Origin of the sequence: Nonomuraea sp. WAC 01424 (assembly GCF_003947315.1) — a bacterium.
In the GTDB taxonomy this organism is placed as follows: Bacteria; Actinomycetota; Actinomycetes; order Streptosporangiales; family Streptosporangiaceae; genus Nonomuraea; species Nonomuraea spiralis.
Genome location: NZ_QHHZ01000004.1, coordinates 395602 through 414729 on the forward strand (window position 1 = coordinate 395602; position 19128 = coordinate 414729).

Annotated in this window: 11 protein-coding genes; 7 read left to right on the top strand and 4 right to left on the bottom strand. The window is 72.4% G+C overall.

The genetic code is table 11. The annotated features are described in order from the left end of the window. Positions 1-1494, bottom strand: a complete 1494-nt coding sequence (locus DMB42_RS14020; RefSeq protein WP_125634497.1) for a carboxylesterase/lipase family protein — start codon at positions 1492-1494, stop codon at positions 1-3. Between the two features lie 96 nt (positions 1495-1590). Between DMB42_RS14020 and DMB42_RS14025 the strand changes: the two genes are divergently transcribed. Both DMB42_RS14025 and DMB42_RS14030 read left to right on the top strand, forming a co-directional pair. Further along, positions 1591-2184 (top strand): TetR/AcrR family transcriptional regulator, encoded by a 594-nt coding sequence (locus DMB42_RS14025; protein ID WP_125634499.1) that lies wholly within the window; start codon positions 1591-1593, stop codon positions 2182-2184. A gap of 220 nt (positions 2185-2404) precedes the next feature. Continuing rightward, positions 2405-3094 (top strand): hypothetical protein, encoded by a 690-nt coding sequence (locus tag DMB42_RS14030; protein WP_125634501.1) that lies wholly within the window; start codon positions 2405-2407, stop codon positions 3092-3094. A 22-nt stretch (positions 3095-3116) separates the two neighbouring features. On the opposite strand, the gene DMB42_RS14035 is transcribed toward DMB42_RS14030, so the two are convergent. After that, positions 3117-3719: a TetR/AcrR family transcriptional regulator gene (locus DMB42_RS14035; protein WP_125634503.1), complete on the bottom strand. Its 603-nt coding sequence runs from the start codon at positions 3717-3719 to the stop codon at positions 3117-3119. A gap of 144 nt (positions 3720-3863) precedes the next feature. On the opposite strand from DMB42_RS14035, the gene DMB42_RS14040 reads away from it, so the two are divergent. From DMB42_RS14040 to DMB42_RS14060, 5 genes are all read left to right on the top strand, one after another. Next, a complete protein-coding gene (locus tag DMB42_RS14040; protein ID WP_125634505.1) occupies positions 3864-5291 on the top strand; it encodes an MFS transporter in 1428 nt (475 codons plus the stop codon). Positions 5292-5324: 33 nt separating this feature from the next. After that, positions 5325-6215, top strand: coding sequence for an alpha/beta hydrolase (locus tag DMB42_RS14045; RefSeq protein ID WP_125634507.1), 891 nt, complete (start codon positions 5325-5327; stop codon positions 6213-6215). Beyond that, positions 6184-6678 carry a hypothetical protein gene (locus tag DMB42_RS14050; protein WP_125634509.1) on the top strand — a complete coding sequence of 165 codons (495 nt, stop codon included), beginning with the start codon at positions 6184-6186 and terminating at the stop codon, positions 6676-6678. The genes DMB42_RS14045 and DMB42_RS14050 overlap by 32 nt, the downstream gene beginning before the upstream one ends. 232 nt (positions 6679-6910) lie before the next feature. Continuing rightward, complete coding sequence (locus tag DMB42_RS14055) at positions 6911-8122, top strand: MFS transporter (protein ID WP_125634511.1); 1212 nt, start codon at positions 6911-6913, stop codon at positions 8120-8122. Between the two features lie 104 nt (positions 8123-8226). Further along, on the top strand, positions 8227-9189 hold the full coding sequence (locus DMB42_RS14060; RefSeq protein ID WP_125634513.1) for a helix-turn-helix domain-containing protein: 963 nt from the start codon (positions 8227-8229) through the stop codon (positions 9187-9189). A 4-nt stretch (positions 9190-9193) separates the two neighbouring features. Here the strand turns inward: DMB42_RS14060 and DMB42_RS14065 are convergent, their stop codons facing one another. Both DMB42_RS14065 and DMB42_RS14070 read right to left on the bottom strand, forming a co-directional pair. Beyond that, on the bottom strand, positions 9194-12649 hold the full coding sequence (locus DMB42_RS14065; RefSeq protein WP_221762136.1) for a S8 family serine peptidase: 3456 nt from the start codon (positions 12647-12649) through the stop codon (positions 9194-9196). A 266-nt stretch (positions 12650-12915) separates the two neighbouring features. After that, the gene (locus DMB42_RS14070) at positions 12916-19128 is read right to left on the bottom strand and encodes an RHS repeat-associated core domain-containing protein (RefSeq protein WP_125634517.1); all 6213 of its coding nucleotides are present in this window, start codon (positions 19126-19128) and stop codon (positions 12916-12918) included.

The following is a 19128-nucleotide window of genomic DNA, read 5'->3' on the forward strand; positions in this document are numbered from 1 at the left end:
CTACACGAGGTCGAAGGGAGCGGGGGAGTGGTCTTCCCAGATTCGGCGGGAGGCCTCTTCGGGGTAGGGCAGGGTGTTCGACTCGGTGTCCAGGACGCGGGTGAGGTGCCGGTCGGGTCGGTGGGCGGGCCATCCGGGGTCGCCGGTGGTGACGAAGCGGATCCATGCCTCCCTGAGTTCGCGGGAGAGGGCGACGGCCTCGGGCGTGGGTTCGTCGCCGATGAGCTGCGTGCCGATGGGGCTGTCCAGCGTGCCGAACGCCAGGGGGACGTCGAGGCTGTGGCAGGCGCCGAGGATGCCGCCGAGGGCAGGGGCGGCCCAGCGCAGTTCGAAGAGGTACGAGGTGTCGCCGGCTGTGGCGTTCGCCTCGGCCAGTTTCTGTGACGGCATGCGGAAGAGGACGTCGGAGTAGACCGTCTCCACCAGTTCCTCCGGGCCGGCCTGCGGGAACGCGGCTCGGTAGGCGTCCGGGCCGTGCGGTTGGGGGGCGAGCAGTTCCAGGGCCGTGTGGGCGTCGTGCTCGGTGAAGGTGCCGTGTCGTCCGCTCATGACGCTGAAGAGCCGGAATTCGTCCCGGGTGTGGCCGGCGAGTAGTTCGGTCCCGTCGGCGCGTGCGCCGGCCAGCGCGGTCCAGGGTGTCTCGGGCAGGACGTCGCCGTCGATGACGGGGCACAGGGCGGTGCCGGTCTCGGTGAGCCGTCCCCAGCGTGCTCGGTGTGCGTGGAGGCCGGTGTTGAGGGCGGTGAGTGCCGCGGCCAGCTGCCAGGGGTCGGTGTCGCGCAGGGCCGCGGCGGTGGGGGTTGCCGCGCCGACCCGTTCCGCGAGGGTGGTGGTGACCTGTCGTGCGAGTGCGGGGGTGCTGTGCAGCCCCGGTACGGAGTGGGCGATGGCCCGCCGGAAGAGGCCGCGTGCCGGTTTCATCGTCAGGAGGGCGGCGACCGACCCCGCGCCGGCGGACTGTCCGGCCACGGTGACCTGGCCGGGGTCGCCGCCGAAGGCGGTGATGTTGCGTTGTACCCATTCCAGTGCCGCGATCTGGTCGAGGAGCCCGCGGTTGGGTGGTGCGTCGTCGAGGAACGCGAAGCCCTCCGCGCCGACGCGGCAGTTGAGGGTGACCACGACGAGTCCTGCCTCGGCGAGTGCCGCCGGGTCGTACATCGGGTCGCTCGACATCGCGGAGACGTAGCCGCCCACGGGGATCCACACCAGCACCGGTAGTCCTGTCGCGCCCGGGTCGGGGGTGGCGATGTTGAGCGTCAGCCAGTCCGTGCCCTGCGGTGGGCCCGTGTCGACCGGCAGGGACAGGGGTGCCGCTGGGCCGAATTCCGTCGCCTGTCTCATTCCTTCCCAGCGCTGCGGTGGGGCGGGCGCGGCGAAGCGGAGGGCTCCCACAGGGGGTTGGGCGTAGGGGATGCCGCGGAACACCGTGTGTCCGTGCCGTCGGCGTCCCTGTACCGCGCCTTCCGTGGTTCGCACTGTCGCTTGTACGGGCATGAGGGGGCCTTCCCTGAGTGGATCTCGAGGTTGTAGGTCAACTGTATTATGTCAGTTGTATGGGAAAGGTTCCGGAGGGCGAGAGGGAGACCGGCGATGCCGAAACAGGTGGATCATCGCGGACGGCGCGAGGAGATCGCCCGCGCGCTGTGGCGGGTGGTGGACCGGCGGGGCGTCGCGCACCTGACCATGCGGGTGGTGGCGCAGGAGGCGGGCATGTCGCTCGGGCAGCTGCAACACTATTTCGCCTCCCGGGCCGCCATGCTCTCCTTCTCCGTGGACTTCGCCTCCGAGCAGACCTCGCTGCGCGTCGGCCGGGGTCTGGAGCAGCTCGGTGACCGTCCGCACCCTCGTGACGTGCTGCGGCTGACGCTCGCGGAAATGCTTCCCCTGCATGCCGACGCCCGCGCGACCAGCCGGATGAGCGCCGCGTACGTCCTGGAGGCGTTGCACGACGAGGCCGTCCACGAGCAGGCGCGTCGTGGCCTCGTCCAGGGGCGGGCGCTCGTCGAGCAACTGGTACGCCAGGCGGTCGCCGACGGACATATAGGCCCTGACCGCGACCCGGCGGTCGAGACCAACCTGCTCCTCGCCCTGACCGGCCTCACCCCCCTGATCGAACTGGGTGTGATCGAGTCCCGGGACGCGCTCACCGCGATCGATGTGCACCTGGACAGGCTGTTCGGCTGATTCCCGCAAGACCGCCGCCGTTCCCGGTCAGGTCTTCCGGCCTGGTGACCATGGGTATGACGACGGGCGGACGGGACTCGACCGGGCTGTCGAGTCGCGTCCGGCGTACGTGGTCGCCGCCGTCCACGACCCCGGCAACGTCTTCCGGATCAACTTCACCATCCCGCCGAGGAGGCGACACCATGAAGGCGGACCGCACCTCACCGGAGGAGGACACCGGATGACCAGCCACGGCTCCCTCGCAAACGGCGAAGATCCCTTCGGCACGTTGCGCCGCGCGTTGTGGATCGGCGGTGGCCAGTGGGCCGGCAAGTCGACCGTGGCCCGGCTCCTGGCCGTCCAGTACGGCGTCACCGCCTACCACTACGACCACCACGACGCCCGCGGCCACAACGATCGCCGCATCGCCCGTCGCGTCGCGCGCGCCGAGGCCGCCGCCGAGCCCGACCCGGACGAGGTGTGGGTCCGTACCGGCCCGGAGGAGATGGCCGCCGCGACCCTGGCGGGTTTCCCGGTCCGGTTCGAGTGGGCTCTGGACGACCTGCGCGCGCTCGTCTCGGGCCGTCCGATCATCGCCGAGGGCTGGGGACTCCGCCCCGAACTCGTCGCACCCGTCGTCGACTCGCCACGCCGGATGGTCGTCATGGTGCCGACGCCGGGGTTCCGCCGGCACCAGCTCCGAGAGCTGCCGCGGGCCGCCTCGCTCGGGCACCGCGTCAGCGATCCGGCCCGCGCGCAGGCCAACCGCCTGGCCCGGGATCGCCTCGTCGCGGAGGACGCCGTCCGTGCCGCCCGCCGGCTCGGCGTGCGCGTGATCGAAGTCGACGGTTCCCGCGACGCCGCCGCGATCGCGGAGATGGTCGCCGACCATTTCAGCCCCTACCTCCCCGAGCAAGATCACATGCTCTGACCCGCGGCGCCGGAGCCGCGGGTCAGGCGGCTCCGGCGCGGGCCGCCGTCAGTGCCGCCGTGGCGGCCCGGTCGGCGGCGGCCTCGTCGAGGGGTTCCCCGGTGTTGAGCAGGGCGTAGTACAGGGGGGCGGAGACGGCGGCGATCACCCGGTGCGGGTCGGCGCCGGGCGGCAGTTCGCCGCGTTCGATCGCGTCGGTGACGCAGCCGGACCATTCCTCGATGCGGACGGCGTAGAAGCGGTGCAGCGCGCGGGCGGCCTCCTCGTCGCAGAGGGAGGCGGCGATCAGCGCCTTGAACAGGCGTCCTTGGCGGGGGTCGGTGAGGGTTTTGACGACCAGGCGGGCGTTGTCGCGCAGGTCCTGTTCCAGGTTGCCGTTGCGGGCGCGGGGCAGTGAGGTCGCCGCCATGTCCTTGAGGAGGTCGGCGGCCAGCGCGCCGGGCGTGCCCCAGCGGCGGTAGACGGTGGTCTTGCCGACCTCCGCGAGGCGGGCGATGTCGCCGAGGTCGAGCCCGGCGAAGCCCTTCTCGACCAGGGTGTCGCCGGCGGCCTGGAGGGCGGCCTCGCGGACGCGGGCAGTACGCCCACCAGGACGGACGGCGCCGGGCGGTGGATCGGCGGCCATGACGGGCTCCTCCTCTTGCGAACGCTTATCGGGACAACAGTTCCCTTAGCGTGGATTCCAGTGCTACAGTCCTCTCATCTTAACGGAACTCCAGAACCGTTTGTAGCGGCATGCCGACCGGCACGCCCGAGAGAAAGCCCTGCCATGACCACCACATCCCTGCCGTCGTCCGCCGTCCAGGCCCCGACGCGGCGCCTGACCGGCCGCCTGCGCCTCACCCTCGCGGTGCTCCTGGTCGCCCAGTTCATGCTGGCCGTCGACTTCTCGATCCTGAACGTGGCCCTGCCCGCCATCGGCGACGACCTCGGCTTCTCCCTGTCCGGCCTCCAGTGGATCGCCACCGCCTTCGCCCTGTGCGCGGCCGGGTTCACCCTCTTCTTCGGCCGCATCGGCGACCTGATCGGCCGCAAGCGCATCTTCCTCGGCAGCCTGGCCCTCCTCGGCGCGGCCTCGCTGGCCGGCGGGCTCGCCCCCACTCCCGAGATCCTCATCGTGGCCAGGATCGCCCAGGGCCTGGCGACCGCCGCCGCCACCCCGGCCGGGCTCGCCCTGCTCACCACGTCCTTCCCCGAAGGGCCGCTGCGGCAGAAGGCGCTGGGCCTCAACGGCGCCCTCATGTCCGCCGGGTTCACCGCGGGAGCCGTGCTCGGCGGCGTACTGACCGACGTGCTCTCCTGGCGCTGGGCGTTCTTCATCAACGTGCCCGTCGCCCTCGCCGTGCTCCTCGTGGCGCCGGCCGTCATCGCCGAGTCCCGCCCCGCCGTACGTCCCCGGCTCGACCTGCCCGGCGCGCTCAGCGTGACCCTCGGGCTGCTCGGCGTCGTCTACGGCCTGACGCAGGCCGGCGAACACGGCTGGACCCACCCCCTCGCCCTGGCCGGGCTCGTGGCCGGAGTCGTCCTGCTCGGCCTGTTCTTCCTGGTCGAACGCCGCGCCGCCCAGCCCCTCGTACCGCTGAACGTCCTGCGCAAGCCGACCGTGGCCTGGGGCAACCTGATCGGCCTGCTGGCCTTCGTCACCGAGACGTCCCTGGTGTACCTGCTCACCCTCTACCTGCAGAAGACCCTCGGCTTCACCGCCCTGGCCGCCGGACTGTCGTTCGGCGTGCTCGGTCTCGGGACCGTGGCGGGCGGGCTGCTCGCCCCGAAGGTGATCGCCCGTACCTCGACCGTGGCCGTGCTGGTCGGCGGCGGGGTGTTGCAGGCGGTCAGCACCGCCGCCCTGCTGCTCCTCGGCGACACCTCGGCCTCGATGGGGTTGCTGCTGCCCGCCACCTTCCTGGGCGGCGTGGGGAACATGCTGGTCATCGTCGGCTTCATGGTCACCGCCACCACCGGCCCGCCGAGCCGCGAGCAGGGCCTGGCCACCGGGCTGGCCTCGATGTCCCAGCAGATCGGCATCACCATGGGCACCCCGATCATGTCCGCGATCGTCACCGCCGCGACGGCCGGCGTCGCGACCGGCGCGGCCGTCCTGCACGGCGTCACCGTCGGCATCGCGGTCAACGCCGCCCTCGTCCTGCTCGGCGTACTCCTCGCGGCGCTCTTCCTGCGCGGCCGGCGCGGCGCCTGACCCGCCCTTCCCTCTCCCGTCTCGGAGCAGATCATGGATCCTCAGCTCACGGCCCGCCTTCCCGGCCCCGCCATCGAGATCTCCGGCTTCGGTCGGCGGGCGACGTCCTGGTGCGGGCTCGTCCTGCCCGGCTCGCCGCCCGTACCGGCCCGGGTCCATCGGCCGGCGGCCCGTCCTCCCGCGGGGCTGCTGGTCTGGGCGCACGGCGGCAGCTGGCAGCGCGGCTCGGCCGCCGACTGGCACGACGCCACCGCGGCCCTGGCCGCCTGGTCCGGCTGGACGGTGATCAGCGTCGACTACCGGCTCGCGCCGCGTCACCGCCACCCCGCCGCCGTTCAGGACGTTCTCACCGCCCTCGGCTGGGCCCGCGGCCAGTCGGCCGGGCTCCCGCTCGCAGTCGGGGGCGACAGCGCGGGCGGCACGATCGCCGCCGGCGCCGCCCTGGCCGCCCGGGACCGCGGCCTGCCGCTGGCCGCGCAGGTGCTGGCCTACCCGCCGTTCGACCCCGCCTGCGCCGCGCCGTCCTATCACCGCTCGCCCTCCGCGTTCCCGCAGGCGGCGGCGCTGCGCCGGGCCTGGCGCGCCCGGCTCGGCGACGGGCCGGCCGCCGTCCGCGACGCCGACGGCACCCGCCTGTACGCGACGCACTGGCAGGCGCCCACCCTGGCGGGCCTCGCCCCCGCCGTCCTCGCCGTCGGCCGCGACGACCCCGTGCACGACGACGTCGAGGCGTACGCGCACCGCCTGCGCGAGGACGGCGTCCCGGTACGGCTCCTGCGCCCACCGGGCGCCGTCCACGGCGACGTGCTGCGCCCCGACCGTCCTCTTCTCCACTCGCTCGCCCGCGCTCTGTGTGCACTCCGGGCCGGCTCGACCAGCGAAAGGACTCACGATGACGACGAACGTTCCCCCCGCCCCGCTTGAGGCTCTCGTCCGCCACTTCACCGACCTGCGCGACGGCACCCATGCCGGGCACACCACCCGCCAGGGCAAGCAGAGTGCCTTCCGGCAGGCCGCCGAACTCCTCGACGCGCCCGTACGGCAGGTGCTGGCCGAGTTCGACCGGCACCTCCTCCTGGGCGCCGGAGCCGTCGAGGCCACCGGCGTACGTACCGACGCCGCGGGCGGCAGCTTCGCCACCTGGTCGCTGTCGTGGCCGGCGCAGCGGTCGGCGGGCATCGCGCCGATCACCCTGATCGCCCACTACGGCGCCGGTTTCCACCACCCGCACCTGCGGGGCGCCACGGTCGGGGAGTGGCCGCTCAACGTCGCGGACGCGCGGCAGGCGGCGGAGCTGGTCCCCGTCCTGCGGGCCATCGCCGCCGCCGACCTGCACAATCTGGTGTTCCAACGCGACTGGCGCATCGTGCCCGCCATCCACCCTTGACGGGACCCGCCGGGCCCAGTTCAGCCCCGGGGATCGCGGACGTCCTGGAGCGGGGCGCTGTCCTGCGTCGCGAACCGGGCCCGGACGGCCGAAAGGCCAAGCGGCTCGTGCCCGCTCCCGGCGCCGACTCCCGGACGACGGGAACGGAATGCCCGCGTTTGCCTTTATAGCGCGCGTGCAACTATTGTCGAGGCTTGCAAAATGCATCAGCAATCACATGGAGGGCCGCGCGATGCCTCTCGCACTTCTCGCCCTGGCCATCGGGGCTTTCGGGATCGGTACGACCGAGTTCGTGATCATGGGCCTGCTGCCCGAGATCGCGGGCGACTACGGCGTGTCCATCCCCACCGCGGGCCTCCTGGTCACCGGTTACGCGATCGGCGTGGTCATCGGCGCCCCGCTGATGACGGTGCTCGGCACCAGGATCAGCCGCAAGACGATGTTGCTCCTGCTCATGGGCCTGTTCGTGGCCGGCAACCTGCTGTCCGCGCTGGCGCCGGGCTTCGGCGTGATGCTCGGCGGCCGCATCGTGGCCTCGCTGGCCCACGGCGCGTTCTTCGGCATCGGCTCGGTGGCCGCCGCCGACATGGTCGCCCCGCACAAGAAGGCCGGCGCCATCGCCACCATGTTCACCGGCCTGACCGTCGCGTACGTCGTGGGCGTACCGCTGGGCACCTTCATCGGGCAGGCGGTGGGCTGGCGTACCACGTTCGTGATCGTCGCCGTGCTCGGCCTGGTCGGCCTGGTCGGCATCGCCACGCTCGTGCCCGCCGTGCCCCGGCCCGAGGGCACCCGCCTGCGCCGGGAGCTGACGGCGTTCCGCAACCCGCAGGTGCTGCTCGCGATGGCCATGACCGTGCTGGGCTTCGGCGGCGTCTTCGCCGCGATCACCTACATCGCGCCGATGATGACCCAGGTGGCCGGCTACTCCGCCGACGCGGTGACCTGGCTGCTCGTGCTGTTCGGCGTCGGCATGTTCCTCGGGAACCTGCTCGGCGGCCGGTTCGCCGACCGCGCCCTGATGCCCATGCTGTACACCGCCCTCGGCGGGCTCGCCGTCGTGCTGGCGCTGTTCACCCTGACCGCGCACAACAAGGTCGCCGCCGCCGCGAGCGTCTTCCTGGTGGGGGCGCTGGGCTTCGCCACCGTGCCGCCGCTGCAGAAGCGCGTACTCGACCAGGCCCATGGCGCGCCGACGCTGGCCTCCGCCGTCAACATCGGCGCGTTCAACCTGGGCAACGCGCTCGCCGCCTGGCTGGGCGGCCTGGTCATCGCCGCGGGCCTGGGCTTCACCGCGCCGAACTGGGTCGGCGCCCTCCTCGCCGCCGCTGCCCTGGTCCTGGCCGTCTGGTCCGCGGCCCTGGAACGCCGTGCCCCGGCATCCGAACCGGCGGGCGAACCGGCCGGCGCCGCCGTGCCCGCTCCCGCACTCGTCCACGACTGACCGCCCTCGGCGGGAGCTCACGACGCCGTCACCGGCCCCGGCCATCACCCGGCGGCGCCTCCCTACAATGGCCGGGTGAATCTGGATCGGGTCGTGAGCGGCACGTGCTGAGCGCGGCGGGGCTGGGCGCGGAGGAGGAAGCCGCCTACCGGCTGCTGGTCAGGACCACCGAGGTCGAGTCCGACGCCCTGGCCGAGGAGCTGGGCGTGGCGGCCGAGGTCGCGCGGCGGACGCTCGGCTCGCTGCTGGCCAAGGGGCTGGCGCGGGCCGTACCGGGAGAGTCCGGACGGTTCACGGCGGTCGCGCCCGACGTCGCGCTCGCGGCCCGGCTGCATCGGCGGCAGGCCGAGGTCGACCGGGCACGGCATGCCATGGAGCAGCTCACGGGGGAGTACCTCGCGCACGCGCGGCGCCGCGAGGCGGCGCAGCTCATCGAGGTGATCACCAGCCGTACGGCGCTGCGCGAGCAGCTGCGGCTGCTGCAGGACGGCGCCCGCCACGAGGTGGTCAGCCTCTGCCGGGCCGGGCACGTGGCGATGACCTCGCAGGAGAACACCGAGGAGCTCGCGGCGCTGCGGCGCGGCGTCGGCTTCCGCGTCATCTACGAAGGGGCGTTGCTGGAGGAACCCGGCATGCTGGTCAACCTCGCCGAGGGCATCACGCTGGGGGAGCAGGCCCGCGCGCTGCCCGCCCTCCCGGTACGGATGATCATCGCGGACGGCGAGCTCGGGGTGCTCCCGCTCATCCAGCACACCGACGGCCTGACCCAGCTCACGGCCGCGCTGATCAGGCCCAGCAGCCTGCTCGACGCCCTGAAGGCCCTGTTCGAGAGCCTGTGGGAGCGGGCCACGCCGGTCAGCCTGACCAGTCCGGGCAGCCCGCTCGACGCCGACCATCTCTATCTGCTGTCGCTGCTGGTCGCGGGTGTTCCGGACAAGTCGATCGCCACCCAGCTCAAGATCTCGCAGCGTACGGTGCAGCGCAGGATCGCCTACCTGATGGAGCGGGCGGGTGCGCAGACCCGGATGCAACTGGCCTGGCACGCCGCCCGCGAGAACTGGCTCTGACCGATCAGTAAGCCCTGATCACCGTCTGCCTGACCGTGTTGCCGGCCGAGTCGGTGGCGGTGACCCGCAGCGACGGGTGCGGGCGCAGGACGATCGCGCTGTAGCGTCCGCCGCCGAGCGCGACCACCGGCTGCGCCCGCCACGTCGCGCCGTCGTCGTACGACAGCTCCAGCTTCAGGTCCTTGGCACGTGCCCCGCTCACGCCCTCCTGATGCCGTACGGCGAAGCCCACCAGACCGGGGCGCTCCGGGCGTACGTCATAGTCGACCTGCAGCAGCGGCAACACCCGGTCGCCCGGCTTGGAGCGGAACGTCCAGGCCGTCTCGGTCGCGGTGGCCGTGGTCCATTCCTCCGAGGTGCGGCTGGTGGACAGCTCCAGGCGGTAGGCGGCCCCCTGCGGCGCGGCGGGGAAGGCGCCCCAGGCGGCGTCGCGCTCGGCCACCAGCGTGCCGTCGCGGTAGAAGCGGGCCGAGGCGGTGTCGTTGTCGACGCCCGCGCGGGAGGCGTGACCGGAGGAGTCGACGAACTCGGGGATCCGGATCTCCATCGTGTCGCCCTCCCGGGTGGAGGGCGTGATCCAGGCGGGGATCGCCGGGCGGACCACCGGGGCGTGCCAGCTCTCGCTGGTCCGCGTGCGGGGCTGGTACGTGCGCGGCTGCTCGGTCATGCCGTCGAGCAGGCGGCCCATGTCGTCCCAGACGTACTGGTGGTTGACGAGGTGCTGCCAGTAGGAGCCGTTGGCGCTGACGTACTCGGTGCGTTGCAGCGGGGTCTTGACGATCCGCTGGGTCTCCATCTGCTGGCCGAGCGAGTAGGACTGCCAGGGGCGCCAGCCGAAGCGCTGCTCCTTGGCCCAGGCGAAGCCCCCGTTGTCGGCGTATGTCGTGGCCACACGCGCGGTGTTGCCGTCGTTCACCTCGTACACGATCTCGTCCGGCACGCGGCCGTCGGAGACCTGCATGACGTCGTAGAGGTAAGGCGAGTCCATCTGCCCGGTGACCTCGATCTTCGCGTTGCCCTTCGTCATCCGCTCCAGCATCCGCCGCCCGTGGTCGGCGGCGACCACCAGCGCCGGGATCGGCAGGTCGGCGCCGACCGGCCGCCAGCCAGGCCCGAACGGGTCGTCGGGGGCCATCACCAGGATCACCGCCGCCGCTCCCGCCTTGATCGCGGCCCCGGACGGGTCGGCCCAGTCGATGTCCTCGCTGCGGATGACCGCGGCCTTGCCCTTGGACCCGGCCGTCCCGTCGGCCAGCCGCCACATGTGCCGCCCCTCCACGCCCGGCGACCCGCCCAGGAACCCCATCGTGTACGGCTGCGCCGTACCGGGCACGCGGACGGTGAGCTTCGGCGCGACGAGCTGCCAGCGCGAGGCGAACTCGAACGAGCCGTCCCGCACCGGCTGGGTCGGTGAGACGTTGAGCCCCTCGATGACGTCGAAGTTCATGACGCCCTGGGAGATCTTGCGCGAGCCGAACGCCCGATAGGTGAAGTAGGTGTAGATGCCGACCTGCTCGGCGGGCTCCTTGGTCCTGATGATCACCGGGGTGGTCCTGCGGAAGTCGAGCACGACGTCCAGGTCGCGGTCGACCTTGAGCTCGGGGATGACGACCATGCCGTCGCGCGGGTGCATGCGTCCCCAGCCGCTGCCCAGGTTGAGCGACTGCGTCATGTAGGTGCCCTCGGACACCTCCACGGTCAGCCCGTCCTCGGGCAGCCAGGTGAAGAGGTCGTCCTGCTGCGAGGCGCCGAACATCGACAGCGTGTCGGTGCCGGTCGGCTTGCCCGCGGCGTCGATGGCGGTGAAGCGGACCTTGTGCTGCGGTCCCTTCCAGGTCAGCGCCAGCGTGGTGTGCACCTGCTCGGCGCCCGCCGTGGCGGTGTCGGCGCCGCCGTACCGGCCGAAGGAGAGCGCGGCCAGGTCCACCGTGACCTTGACGTCGGCGGTGCCGCCCGCCGCGACCGTCACGGTCTTGGCGCCGAGCGCGGCCCCGCCGAGGGTGGTGGCCAGCTCCAGCGTGACGGGGGCGGCCGTGCCGTTGGTGTAGGTGATCGTGCCCTCGGCGGTGGCGGGGCCCTGGCCCTGCTGATGCTTGCCGAGGTCCAGCACGCCGGTCGCGGTCACGCCCTGGCGCACCGCGCGGGCCACGTCCAGGCGGCCCGCGCCGGCGTCGTCGATCTGCTGGCCGGCGATGGGCTTGGCGGAGCCGATCAGCGCGTCCTTGATCTGCTTCGCCGTCCAGTCGGGGTGGCGCTGCTTGACGATCGCGGCGGCACCGGCCACGTGCGGGGTGGCCATCGAGGTGCCGGAGGCGGCCGTGTAACGGTCGTCGACCGGGTCGCCCATGGTGGTGCCCGCCGCGCGGGCGGCGACGATGGCCACGCCGGGGGCGGTGAGGTCGGGTTTGGGCGCGTCGTCCAGGCGCGGGCCCCGGCTGGAGAACGGCGCGAGCGCGTCCTTGCCGTCGACCGCGCCGACGGTCAGCGCCGAGGTCGCCGCGCCTGGGGTGCCGACGGAGTAGGCCGCGCCGTCGTTGCCCGCGGCGACCACGAACAGGGCGCCGGTTCGCTCGGTGAGGGTGTCGACGGCGACGCTGAGCGGGTCGGTGCCGTCGGTGGCGCCGCCGCCGAGGCTCATGTTGATCACCGACGCGCCTTCGGCGGCGGCCCATTCCATGCCCTCGATGACGCCGGACAGGGTGCCCGAGCCGTCGTCGCCGAGCACCTTGCCGACCATCAGCTCGGCGCCGGGGGCCACGCCCTTCCTGCCGTCGCCGCCCGCGATGGTGGCGGCCACGTGGGTGCCGTGCCCATTGCCGTCCTGGACGCTCGGCTCGTCGGTGAACACCTTGGTCTGCTTGACGCGTCCGGCCAGGTCGGGGTGGGTGGCGTCGACGCCGGTGTCCAGTACGGCGACCTTGACGCCCTTGCCGTCGAACCCGGCCTGCCACGCCTCCGGCGCGCCCACCTGCGGCACGCTGTGGTCGAGGGTGGCCTTGACCTTGGCGTCCAGCCAGATCTTCGCCACGCCCTGCGACAGCGTGGCCCGCGGCTCGTCGAGCGACCTCCACAGCTTGCCGATCGTGCGCTTGTCGGCGGCGACGACGCGGCCGTTGACGCTCTCCAGCTCGGGCGCGGTCGCGCTCTTCGGCGCGGAGCCGTCGTAGAGGAACAGCAGCGGCAGCTTGTCCGTCTTCGCGTCGTCGTACCCCTGGGCGATCAGCCGGGTGATCGAGAACAGGGCGGGGTCCAGCCGCCTGGCCGCCAGGAAGGGGACGATGTCGTTGGGCAGGACCCGCAGCTCGCCGTTCTCCTCGGTGGTGTTGAACGCCATCCGCTCCCGGCCGGGCCCGGGCTTCACCTCGACGGCGTTCCTGCCCGGCCCGGCCTGCCTGACGGTCACCACGTCCCCGGTGATCAGCGTGACCCGGTGGACGCTCCCGCCGGCGGGTTCTGCCACGGCCGCGGCTGCGGGTAACGGGGAGCTCAACAGGGCGGCGGTGGTGACTCCGGCCACCGTCACATGGGCGGACCAGTGCATGGGGGTGAAACCTCTCGTAGCAACAACAACCAGTGCACACGAGAGTGAGTGATCGGATGTGTGACGCGCCAGGTGTCACACGTGCCGTTTGTCTGCCATGTCGCAATTGCGACACCGTACGCCGGCCCGGAGAACGACGGCGCCACCCCCGGCGCGTCGTGCCGGGGGTGGCGGTCGCGGGCCCGCTACTGGTGCCAGGACTGGTACACGTTGGAGCTGCCCCGCAGGACGAACTCGCGGGCGTAGCCCAACAGGTGCATCTCGTAGAAGGGCCGGAAGTTCGCCTTGCGGTTCAGGATCGGGATCGACGCCGCGTCGTCGGGGTCGAAGTTCCAGTCCTTGTGCATGCGCAACGTGTACTGAGCGGTGATGACCCGCTTCTTGGGGTTGTTGCCGTTCTCGATGAGGAACTTGCCGTCCGCGCGGAACATGCTGCCGCCGAGCGTGTAGTAGGTGTCCTTGTCGTTCCCGCTGACGTGGGCGCTCTTCCAGAACGAGTCGAACGACAGCTCACAGGTCGCCGCCCGGCACTTGGCGATCGCCTTCTTCGCCATGCTCCGCATGACCTGGTTCACCCGTTTGGTGATGCCCTCGTTGTCGGAGTAGATCTGGTACGGGTCCACGATGAAGTCCTTGCCGCTCTTGCCGCGGTAGTGATGCCAGGTGTCGCAGGTCAGCGACCACGCCGCCAGACAGGACCCTTCGGTCAGCGCGTCGTACTCGGCCAGCACCTTCATCATCTTCAGCATCCGCTTGAGCGTCCGCTTCCACGTCCGGTAGCCGCCGTGCTCGGGCTCGCCCGGGGAGCGGGGGGCGTAGTTGCCGCCGCCGGAGACGTCGGGGCGGTGGGGGCACGTGCCGCCGCAGCCGTCGAACCCGCCGCAGAAGCCGCCCGTCGGATGGCAGGGGTTGGTGGCGCAGCCGCCTTCCGGGCTGCACTCGCCCGACGGGTCGCTGTTGGTCGCCGGATTGCTCTCGGCGTAGCCGTAACCGTTGAGCTGCCCCGGATTGTCGGCGTTGAACACCGGGTCCACCGAGATGAAGCGGCCGGTGTCCGGGTCGTACTCGCGGGCGCCGAGGTGGGTCAGGCCGGTGCTGTCGTCCACGGTGCCGCCGACGAAGCCCTTGTCGCCCGGCCAGCCCGCCGCGGCGCTCCCGCGCGGCTGCCCGAACGCCGTGAGGCGGCGCTTGACGACCGCGCCGGTCCTGGCGTCGATGGCCACCTCGCCGGTGCCGTGCCGGTCGGCGGCCAGGAACGAGACGCCGGTCGTGGTCCTGACCGCCACCACCTGGTCGCCTTGCGTGTAGTAGCGCGTGGCGACCGTGGCCGTGGCGCCCTTGTTCAGCCGCACCTCCATGCCGTCCAGGTAGAGCGTGGTCCCGCCGGGGTCGCGGCGCAGCAGCCGGGCGCCGTCGGCGTCGTAGACGAAGGAGGTCTCGCCCTTGCCCGGGTCGGACACCTTGGCCAGCTCGCCCTCGGCGTCCCAGGTGAGGGTCTGGGCGGACGCCCCGACCTGGCGCTTGGTGGTGTTGCCGGTCGCGTCGTAGGCGTAGCTCTCGGTGCGGGCGCCCGTGCCGGTCTGGGTGACCGTGCCGAGCTGGTGCCCCTTGAGCCCGGCCGCGGCGCCGTCGTCGCCCGCGTAGGCGTAGGCGCGGGTGACGGCCGGCCGGTTGGCCGCGTCGTAGCGGGTCTCGCCCGTACGGTCGCCCGCCTCGTCGTAGGTGTAGGCGTCGTGGTACGGCGCGGGCCCGCCCAGGACGGCGGCGGCCGGGTCGGCCGCGCACGCGCCCCCGCCCTGCGCCCACGCCTCGGTCAGGCGGGCCAGATGGTCGTAGCGGAAACACTGGTTGTCGGCGCCGTCCCTGGAGGCGTCGGCGATCTGCGTGACGTTGCCCGCGTCGTCGTAGCCGTAGGTCTCGCTGCGGTCGACGCCCGCCGCGCCCTCGTGGACCGTGGTCAGCGTGCGCAGCCGCTGGCTGCCGAACTCGTAGGAGTAGGTGAAGTCCACCTGCTTGCCGTCGGCGCCGGTGTCCAGCCGCTGGGCGAGCAGCTTGCCCGTCTTGCTGTAGTCGGTGCCGACCACGTACGACGACAGGTTGCTGGAGGCGGTCAGCGGATGCCCCAGCTCGTCGTACGAGGCGGCGATCACCTCGTCGGCCGGGCCGCCCGCGGCCGGGCTGCCGGTGGACTGCACCGTGCCGTCGGGGTTGTAGACCGTCGAGAAGGTGTAGCCGCCGGCCGGGGCCAGCGCGCCCTCGACGGCGGGCAGCACCGCCGTGGTCCGCGTCGGCCGGTTCAGGTTGTCGTAGAAGTCCACCCGCTTGGTGTAGGCGGCGCCGCCCGACCAGCGCGTGGAGGTGGCCGGCTGGCCCTTGCGCACGGTGTCGTACGTCCACTCGGCCAGCTTGACGCCGGAGCCGTCGTACTGGGCGGTCTTGCGGCCCAGGCCGTCGAGCGTCAGCGTCAGCTTCTGGCCTCTCGCGTCCACCGACTGCACGAGCCGGTCGAGGTCGTCGTAGGCGAACGTGGTCAGCCCCTTGTCCGGGTCCAGCTCGCTCGTCTTGCGCCCCCGTACGTCGTAGGCGTAACGCCACACGTTCCCGCCCGGCCCCTTGACCTCGGCCGGCCGGTCACCGCCGGTGTAGGTGTAGAACGTCGAGTCGTAGCCGCCGTCCGGGCGGTGCCGGCGCAGCTCCGAGCGCCTGCCGCGGGCGTCGGTGACGGTGGTGGTGACCACCCCGCCCGAGGGCGGCGTCACCCGCGACCAGTCGCCGCCGTAGGCGAAGGAGGTGCGCCACAACTCGCCGGTGTCGCTGTTGCCGGGCCGCAGGATCTCGGCCGTCTTGCGGTTGCGGCCGTCGTAGGTGTAGACGGTCTGGGTCTCGACCTGGCCGGTCTGGGCCACGCCGAACAGCGCGGGCGCGGGCGGCCCGTCGGCGAAGTAGGCGGCGTAGGTCCGGTCCACGGCGCCCTGGGCGTTGTAGAAGGTGTCGGAGATCAGCCTGCCGCCGCCGGGGCCGGCGTCCTGCGTCTGGCGGGCGCGCAGCCAGCCGTCCAGCAGCGACACCGACGTCTCCTGGCCGCCGTCCTGGTCGAGCTTCTTCGTGGTGACGGCGGTGATCTGGCCGGCGGCCACCCGGTAGGCGTACTCGCGGTCGGGCACCTGGCCGGTGGCGCGGGCGGGCGTCCAGACCTTGACCAGCCGGCCCAGCGCGTCGTACGCCATCGTGACCGTCTTGCCGCCCGCGTCGGTGGTCCGTACGGCGCTGCCCCAGGCCGGGTCGAGGTCCTTGGCGGTGGTCATGGCCGAGCCGGGCACCCCCGGCGTGGCCGGCGGGCCGGTCTCGGTGGTCCGGGTGGTCAGGCCCTGCGTGTCGGTGTACACGGTGGTCGTCGGCCGCTCGACCGCCGGGGACGAGGTGTGGTCGATCTTGGTTATTGCGGTCGGCCTGCCGTAGGCGTCGTAGGAGGTTTTGGTGTCGGAGACGTACGCCAGGGCCGAGGCCGTCGTGCCGCCGACCGACGCCTTGTCCGCCGAGGTCGCCCGCCCCTTCGTCGGGGCCTGGCGGTACGCGCCGCCGTCATAGGCGGTGCGCGTGGCCGAGACCACGTCCTTGGTGTGGTCCACGGCCACGCCGCAGCGCCTGGCGACCTTCAGCTCCTCGGCCACCGCGTCGACCAGCCACGCGCCGGTGTTGCGCGCCGCCATCGTCGTCGTGGTGCACACGTCGTCGGTGTCCAGCGCCGCGTCGCCCTGGTCGTCGACCTGCAGCACCCGGCCGGTCACCTCGTCGAAGGACAGGTTGGCGGTCTTCGCCTCCCGCCAGCGGCCGCCGTCCAGCGCGGTGAGCGTCCGTGTGGTCTTCGGGGCCGACAGGTAGGCCGACACCGTCCCCCACGAGCGCGTACGGCTGGCCGTCCGGTGGTACCAGGGCGAGGTGAGCACCTTCTCCACCGCCGTGCCGCCGGCCCGGTCGTAGGTGACCTTCCGCACCTCGAAGCCCTGCAACGCCTCGCTGTCGGGGTAGGAGCCGCCCTCGCCGTCGGAGACGTCGACGTCCTTGCGCCCGCCGTCGGCGCCGAGCCGGTCGCCGTCCATGCCCTGGAAGTACCAGTGGTCCACCTGGCCGGGGTTCGGACCGGTCGCGCCCGAGACGACGCGCACCTTGTCGTAGCCGTGCCACTGCGACCACGTCTTGTACTTCTCCGGCGTCAGCCCGTCGTCGTCGTCGAAGTGCCAGGCGGGCCGGCCGATCGAGTAGTCGTAGGCGGTGACCTGGTCGGGCGCGCCGCCGGTCAGGTCGGTCTGCACGGTCTGCGTCACCACGTACTTGTGGAACCAGTCCAGCGTCGGATGGTCGTCCACGCCGCTGGTCTTCATCCAGTACACGGGGAAGCAGCGGCGCCGGTTCGACTGCGGCGAGGGCAGGTCGGACGTGGTGCAGTCGGCGGCCGAGTAGTTGACGTCGAGCACGCCCCCGAACTCGTTGTAGACCGTGCCCAGCCGGTTCTTCACGAACGGCCCCAGGTCGTCGCCGAGCTTGTCGACGCGGTTGGGCAACTGCGTGTACACGAACGACACCGGCGGCAGCGTCACCGGCGCGGCCCCGGCGTGCCCGGTCTGCACGATCGAGGTCAGCAGCAGCTGGCGGTCGACATCGGCCATGCCCCAGGCGTGCTGGAGCGTCCAGGAGTCCACCGTACGGTGGCCGCTCCCGTCGGGTTTGGCCACTTTCGTCGTCACCTTGACCAGGCGCTTGCGCGACCAGAACGTGGGCGAGCCGGTGCCGTGGTCCTCCTCGCACTTCTGGCCCTCGTCGCAGTGCAGGTCCCAGGGCACGTCCTGCCAGTAGTCGGGATGGTCCTTGATCTCCGCCTCGGCGCAGTCGGAGGCCGTCTCGCGCATGCACCGCTCGGCGGTGGTGAAGTCCACCCGCGCCGGGGCCAGGGCGGGGAACAGGTCGCCCGCGCGCAGGCCGTACTCGGCGTAGCGCAGGTGGCCGCCGCGCACGTACGGGGTCTCGTCCTCGGACTTGAGGTTGCGGCCGTAGTGGTTGCGTTCCTGCTCGTAGAAGTAGACGACCGCATTGCCGTCGGCGTCGACCACCTTGTCCAGGTTCCACCGCCAGGCCTGCTGGCACCACGAGTCCTTGAACTCGGCCTTGTGGCACGGCTCGCCGTCGTCGTCGCCGAACACCGGGACCGTCCAGGCCGACTTCGTCTGCGGCTTGCCGGCGGCCAGGGTGTTCAGCCCGAAGAAGTACTGGGTGCCGTCGGTCGTGGTGACCTTCCAGTACTCGCCGTCGTCGTCGCCGTTGTCGGTGCCCGAGCCGGTCAGCCGTTCGACGCGGGTGCCGTCGTCGCCCTTGGTGCGCCAGGTGCCGTCACCGGCCGGGATCAGCTCGCCGCCCTTGCCGTTCAGGCTCAGCGTGGCGTTGTCGTACCCCCAGCACAGGTCGCCGGGGTAGATGTTCCAGGTGGTGTTCTTGGGCGCCTTGTCGTCCTCGCAGGAGTTGTAGCGGCGCTCGATGTAGCCGGGCCACAACTCGAAGCCGTCGCCCACCCACGACGGCTGGCTGTTGCCGTTGGAGGTGCGGCCGTCGATCGAGGCGGAGCTGTAGGACAACGCCACCGACGGCGTCAGCCCGCCCGGCACCGGCGGCACCCGCATCGGGTACGACCAGGTGAAGTCGCCCGACTGGGCGCCCACCTGCCAGGTGTCGGAGGCGGTCAGCGAGGTCGCCTTGTAGTCGCCCTTCTCGCCGCCGCTCTGCGAGGTGGCCGCCAGCACTGTCTCGGCGGCCGGCACCTGGGCGCTCAGCGTGCCGGCGGCCGTGTCGTTGACGGCCGGCAGCGGACGTACCGTGCGGCATTCGTCCCGGCCGGGGGTGGTCAGCGCGCACGCGGGCAGGCCGACCAGGCGCAGCCGGGAGCCGTAGTCACCGCCGTAGGCGGCGGCGAAGCCCGAGTAGTCGAGCCGTACGTCCACGGTGTCGCCCGCGGGCTGCTCCAGCGCGAAGACCACGCCGTCCAGCCCGGTCCCGGCCACGGCCGCGCGGTCGAGCACCCGCGCCCGCCCCGCGCCCGAGACCCGCAGCGGGCCCTTCCCCGAGGTCTCCCGGGACGCCCCCGCGGACAGTCCCGGGGACGCCTTGGGGGAGCCCTCGACCACGCCCGGTTCGGGCCAGCGCACCACCGGCGGCGGCGCCGGACGCGTCACCGACGCGTCCAGCACCCGCGGCCTGGCCTTGACCGGCCCGCCCGCCACGACCTTGTCGGGGTCCTTGGGGGCGGCGGCCCGGTCCGCGCTCGCCGGCGCGGCGGGTAAGGCGGCCAGCAGGCCCGCCACCAGCGTCAACGCCGTCGTGAAGCCGACGGCACGCCCTGACCTCGTCAC

Bases quoted from the DNA above. Each gene is read 5' to 3' on its own strand.
- DMB42_RS14020 (WP_125634497.1), bottom strand. From the start codon at position 1,494: ATGCCCGTACAAGCGACAGTGCGAACCACGGAAGGCGCGGTACAGGGA.
- DMB42_RS14025 (WP_125634499.1), top strand. From the start codon at position 1,591: ATGCCGAAACAGGTGGATCATCGCGGACGGCGCGAGGAGATCGCCCGC.
- DMB42_RS14030 (WP_125634501.1), top strand. From the start codon at position 2,405: ATGACCAGCCACGGCTCCCTCGCAAACGGCGAAGATCCCTTCGGCACG.
- DMB42_RS14035 (WP_125634503.1), bottom strand. From the start codon at position 3,719: ATGGCCGCCGATCCACCGCCCGGCGCCGTCCGTCCTGGTGGGCGTACT.
- DMB42_RS14040 (WP_125634505.1), top strand. From the start codon at position 3,864: ATGACCACCACATCCCTGCCGTCGTCCGCCGTCCAGGCCCCGACGCGG.
- DMB42_RS14045 (WP_125634507.1), top strand. From the start codon at position 5,325: ATGGATCCTCAGCTCACGGCCCGCCTTCCCGGCCCCGCCATCGAGATC.
- DMB42_RS14050 (WP_125634509.1), top strand. From the start codon at position 6,184: ATGACGACGAACGTTCCCCCCGCCCCGCTTGAGGCTCTCGTCCGCCAC.
- DMB42_RS14055 (WP_125634511.1), top strand. From the start codon at position 6,911: ATGCCTCTCGCACTTCTCGCCCTGGCCATCGGGGCTTTCGGGATCGGT.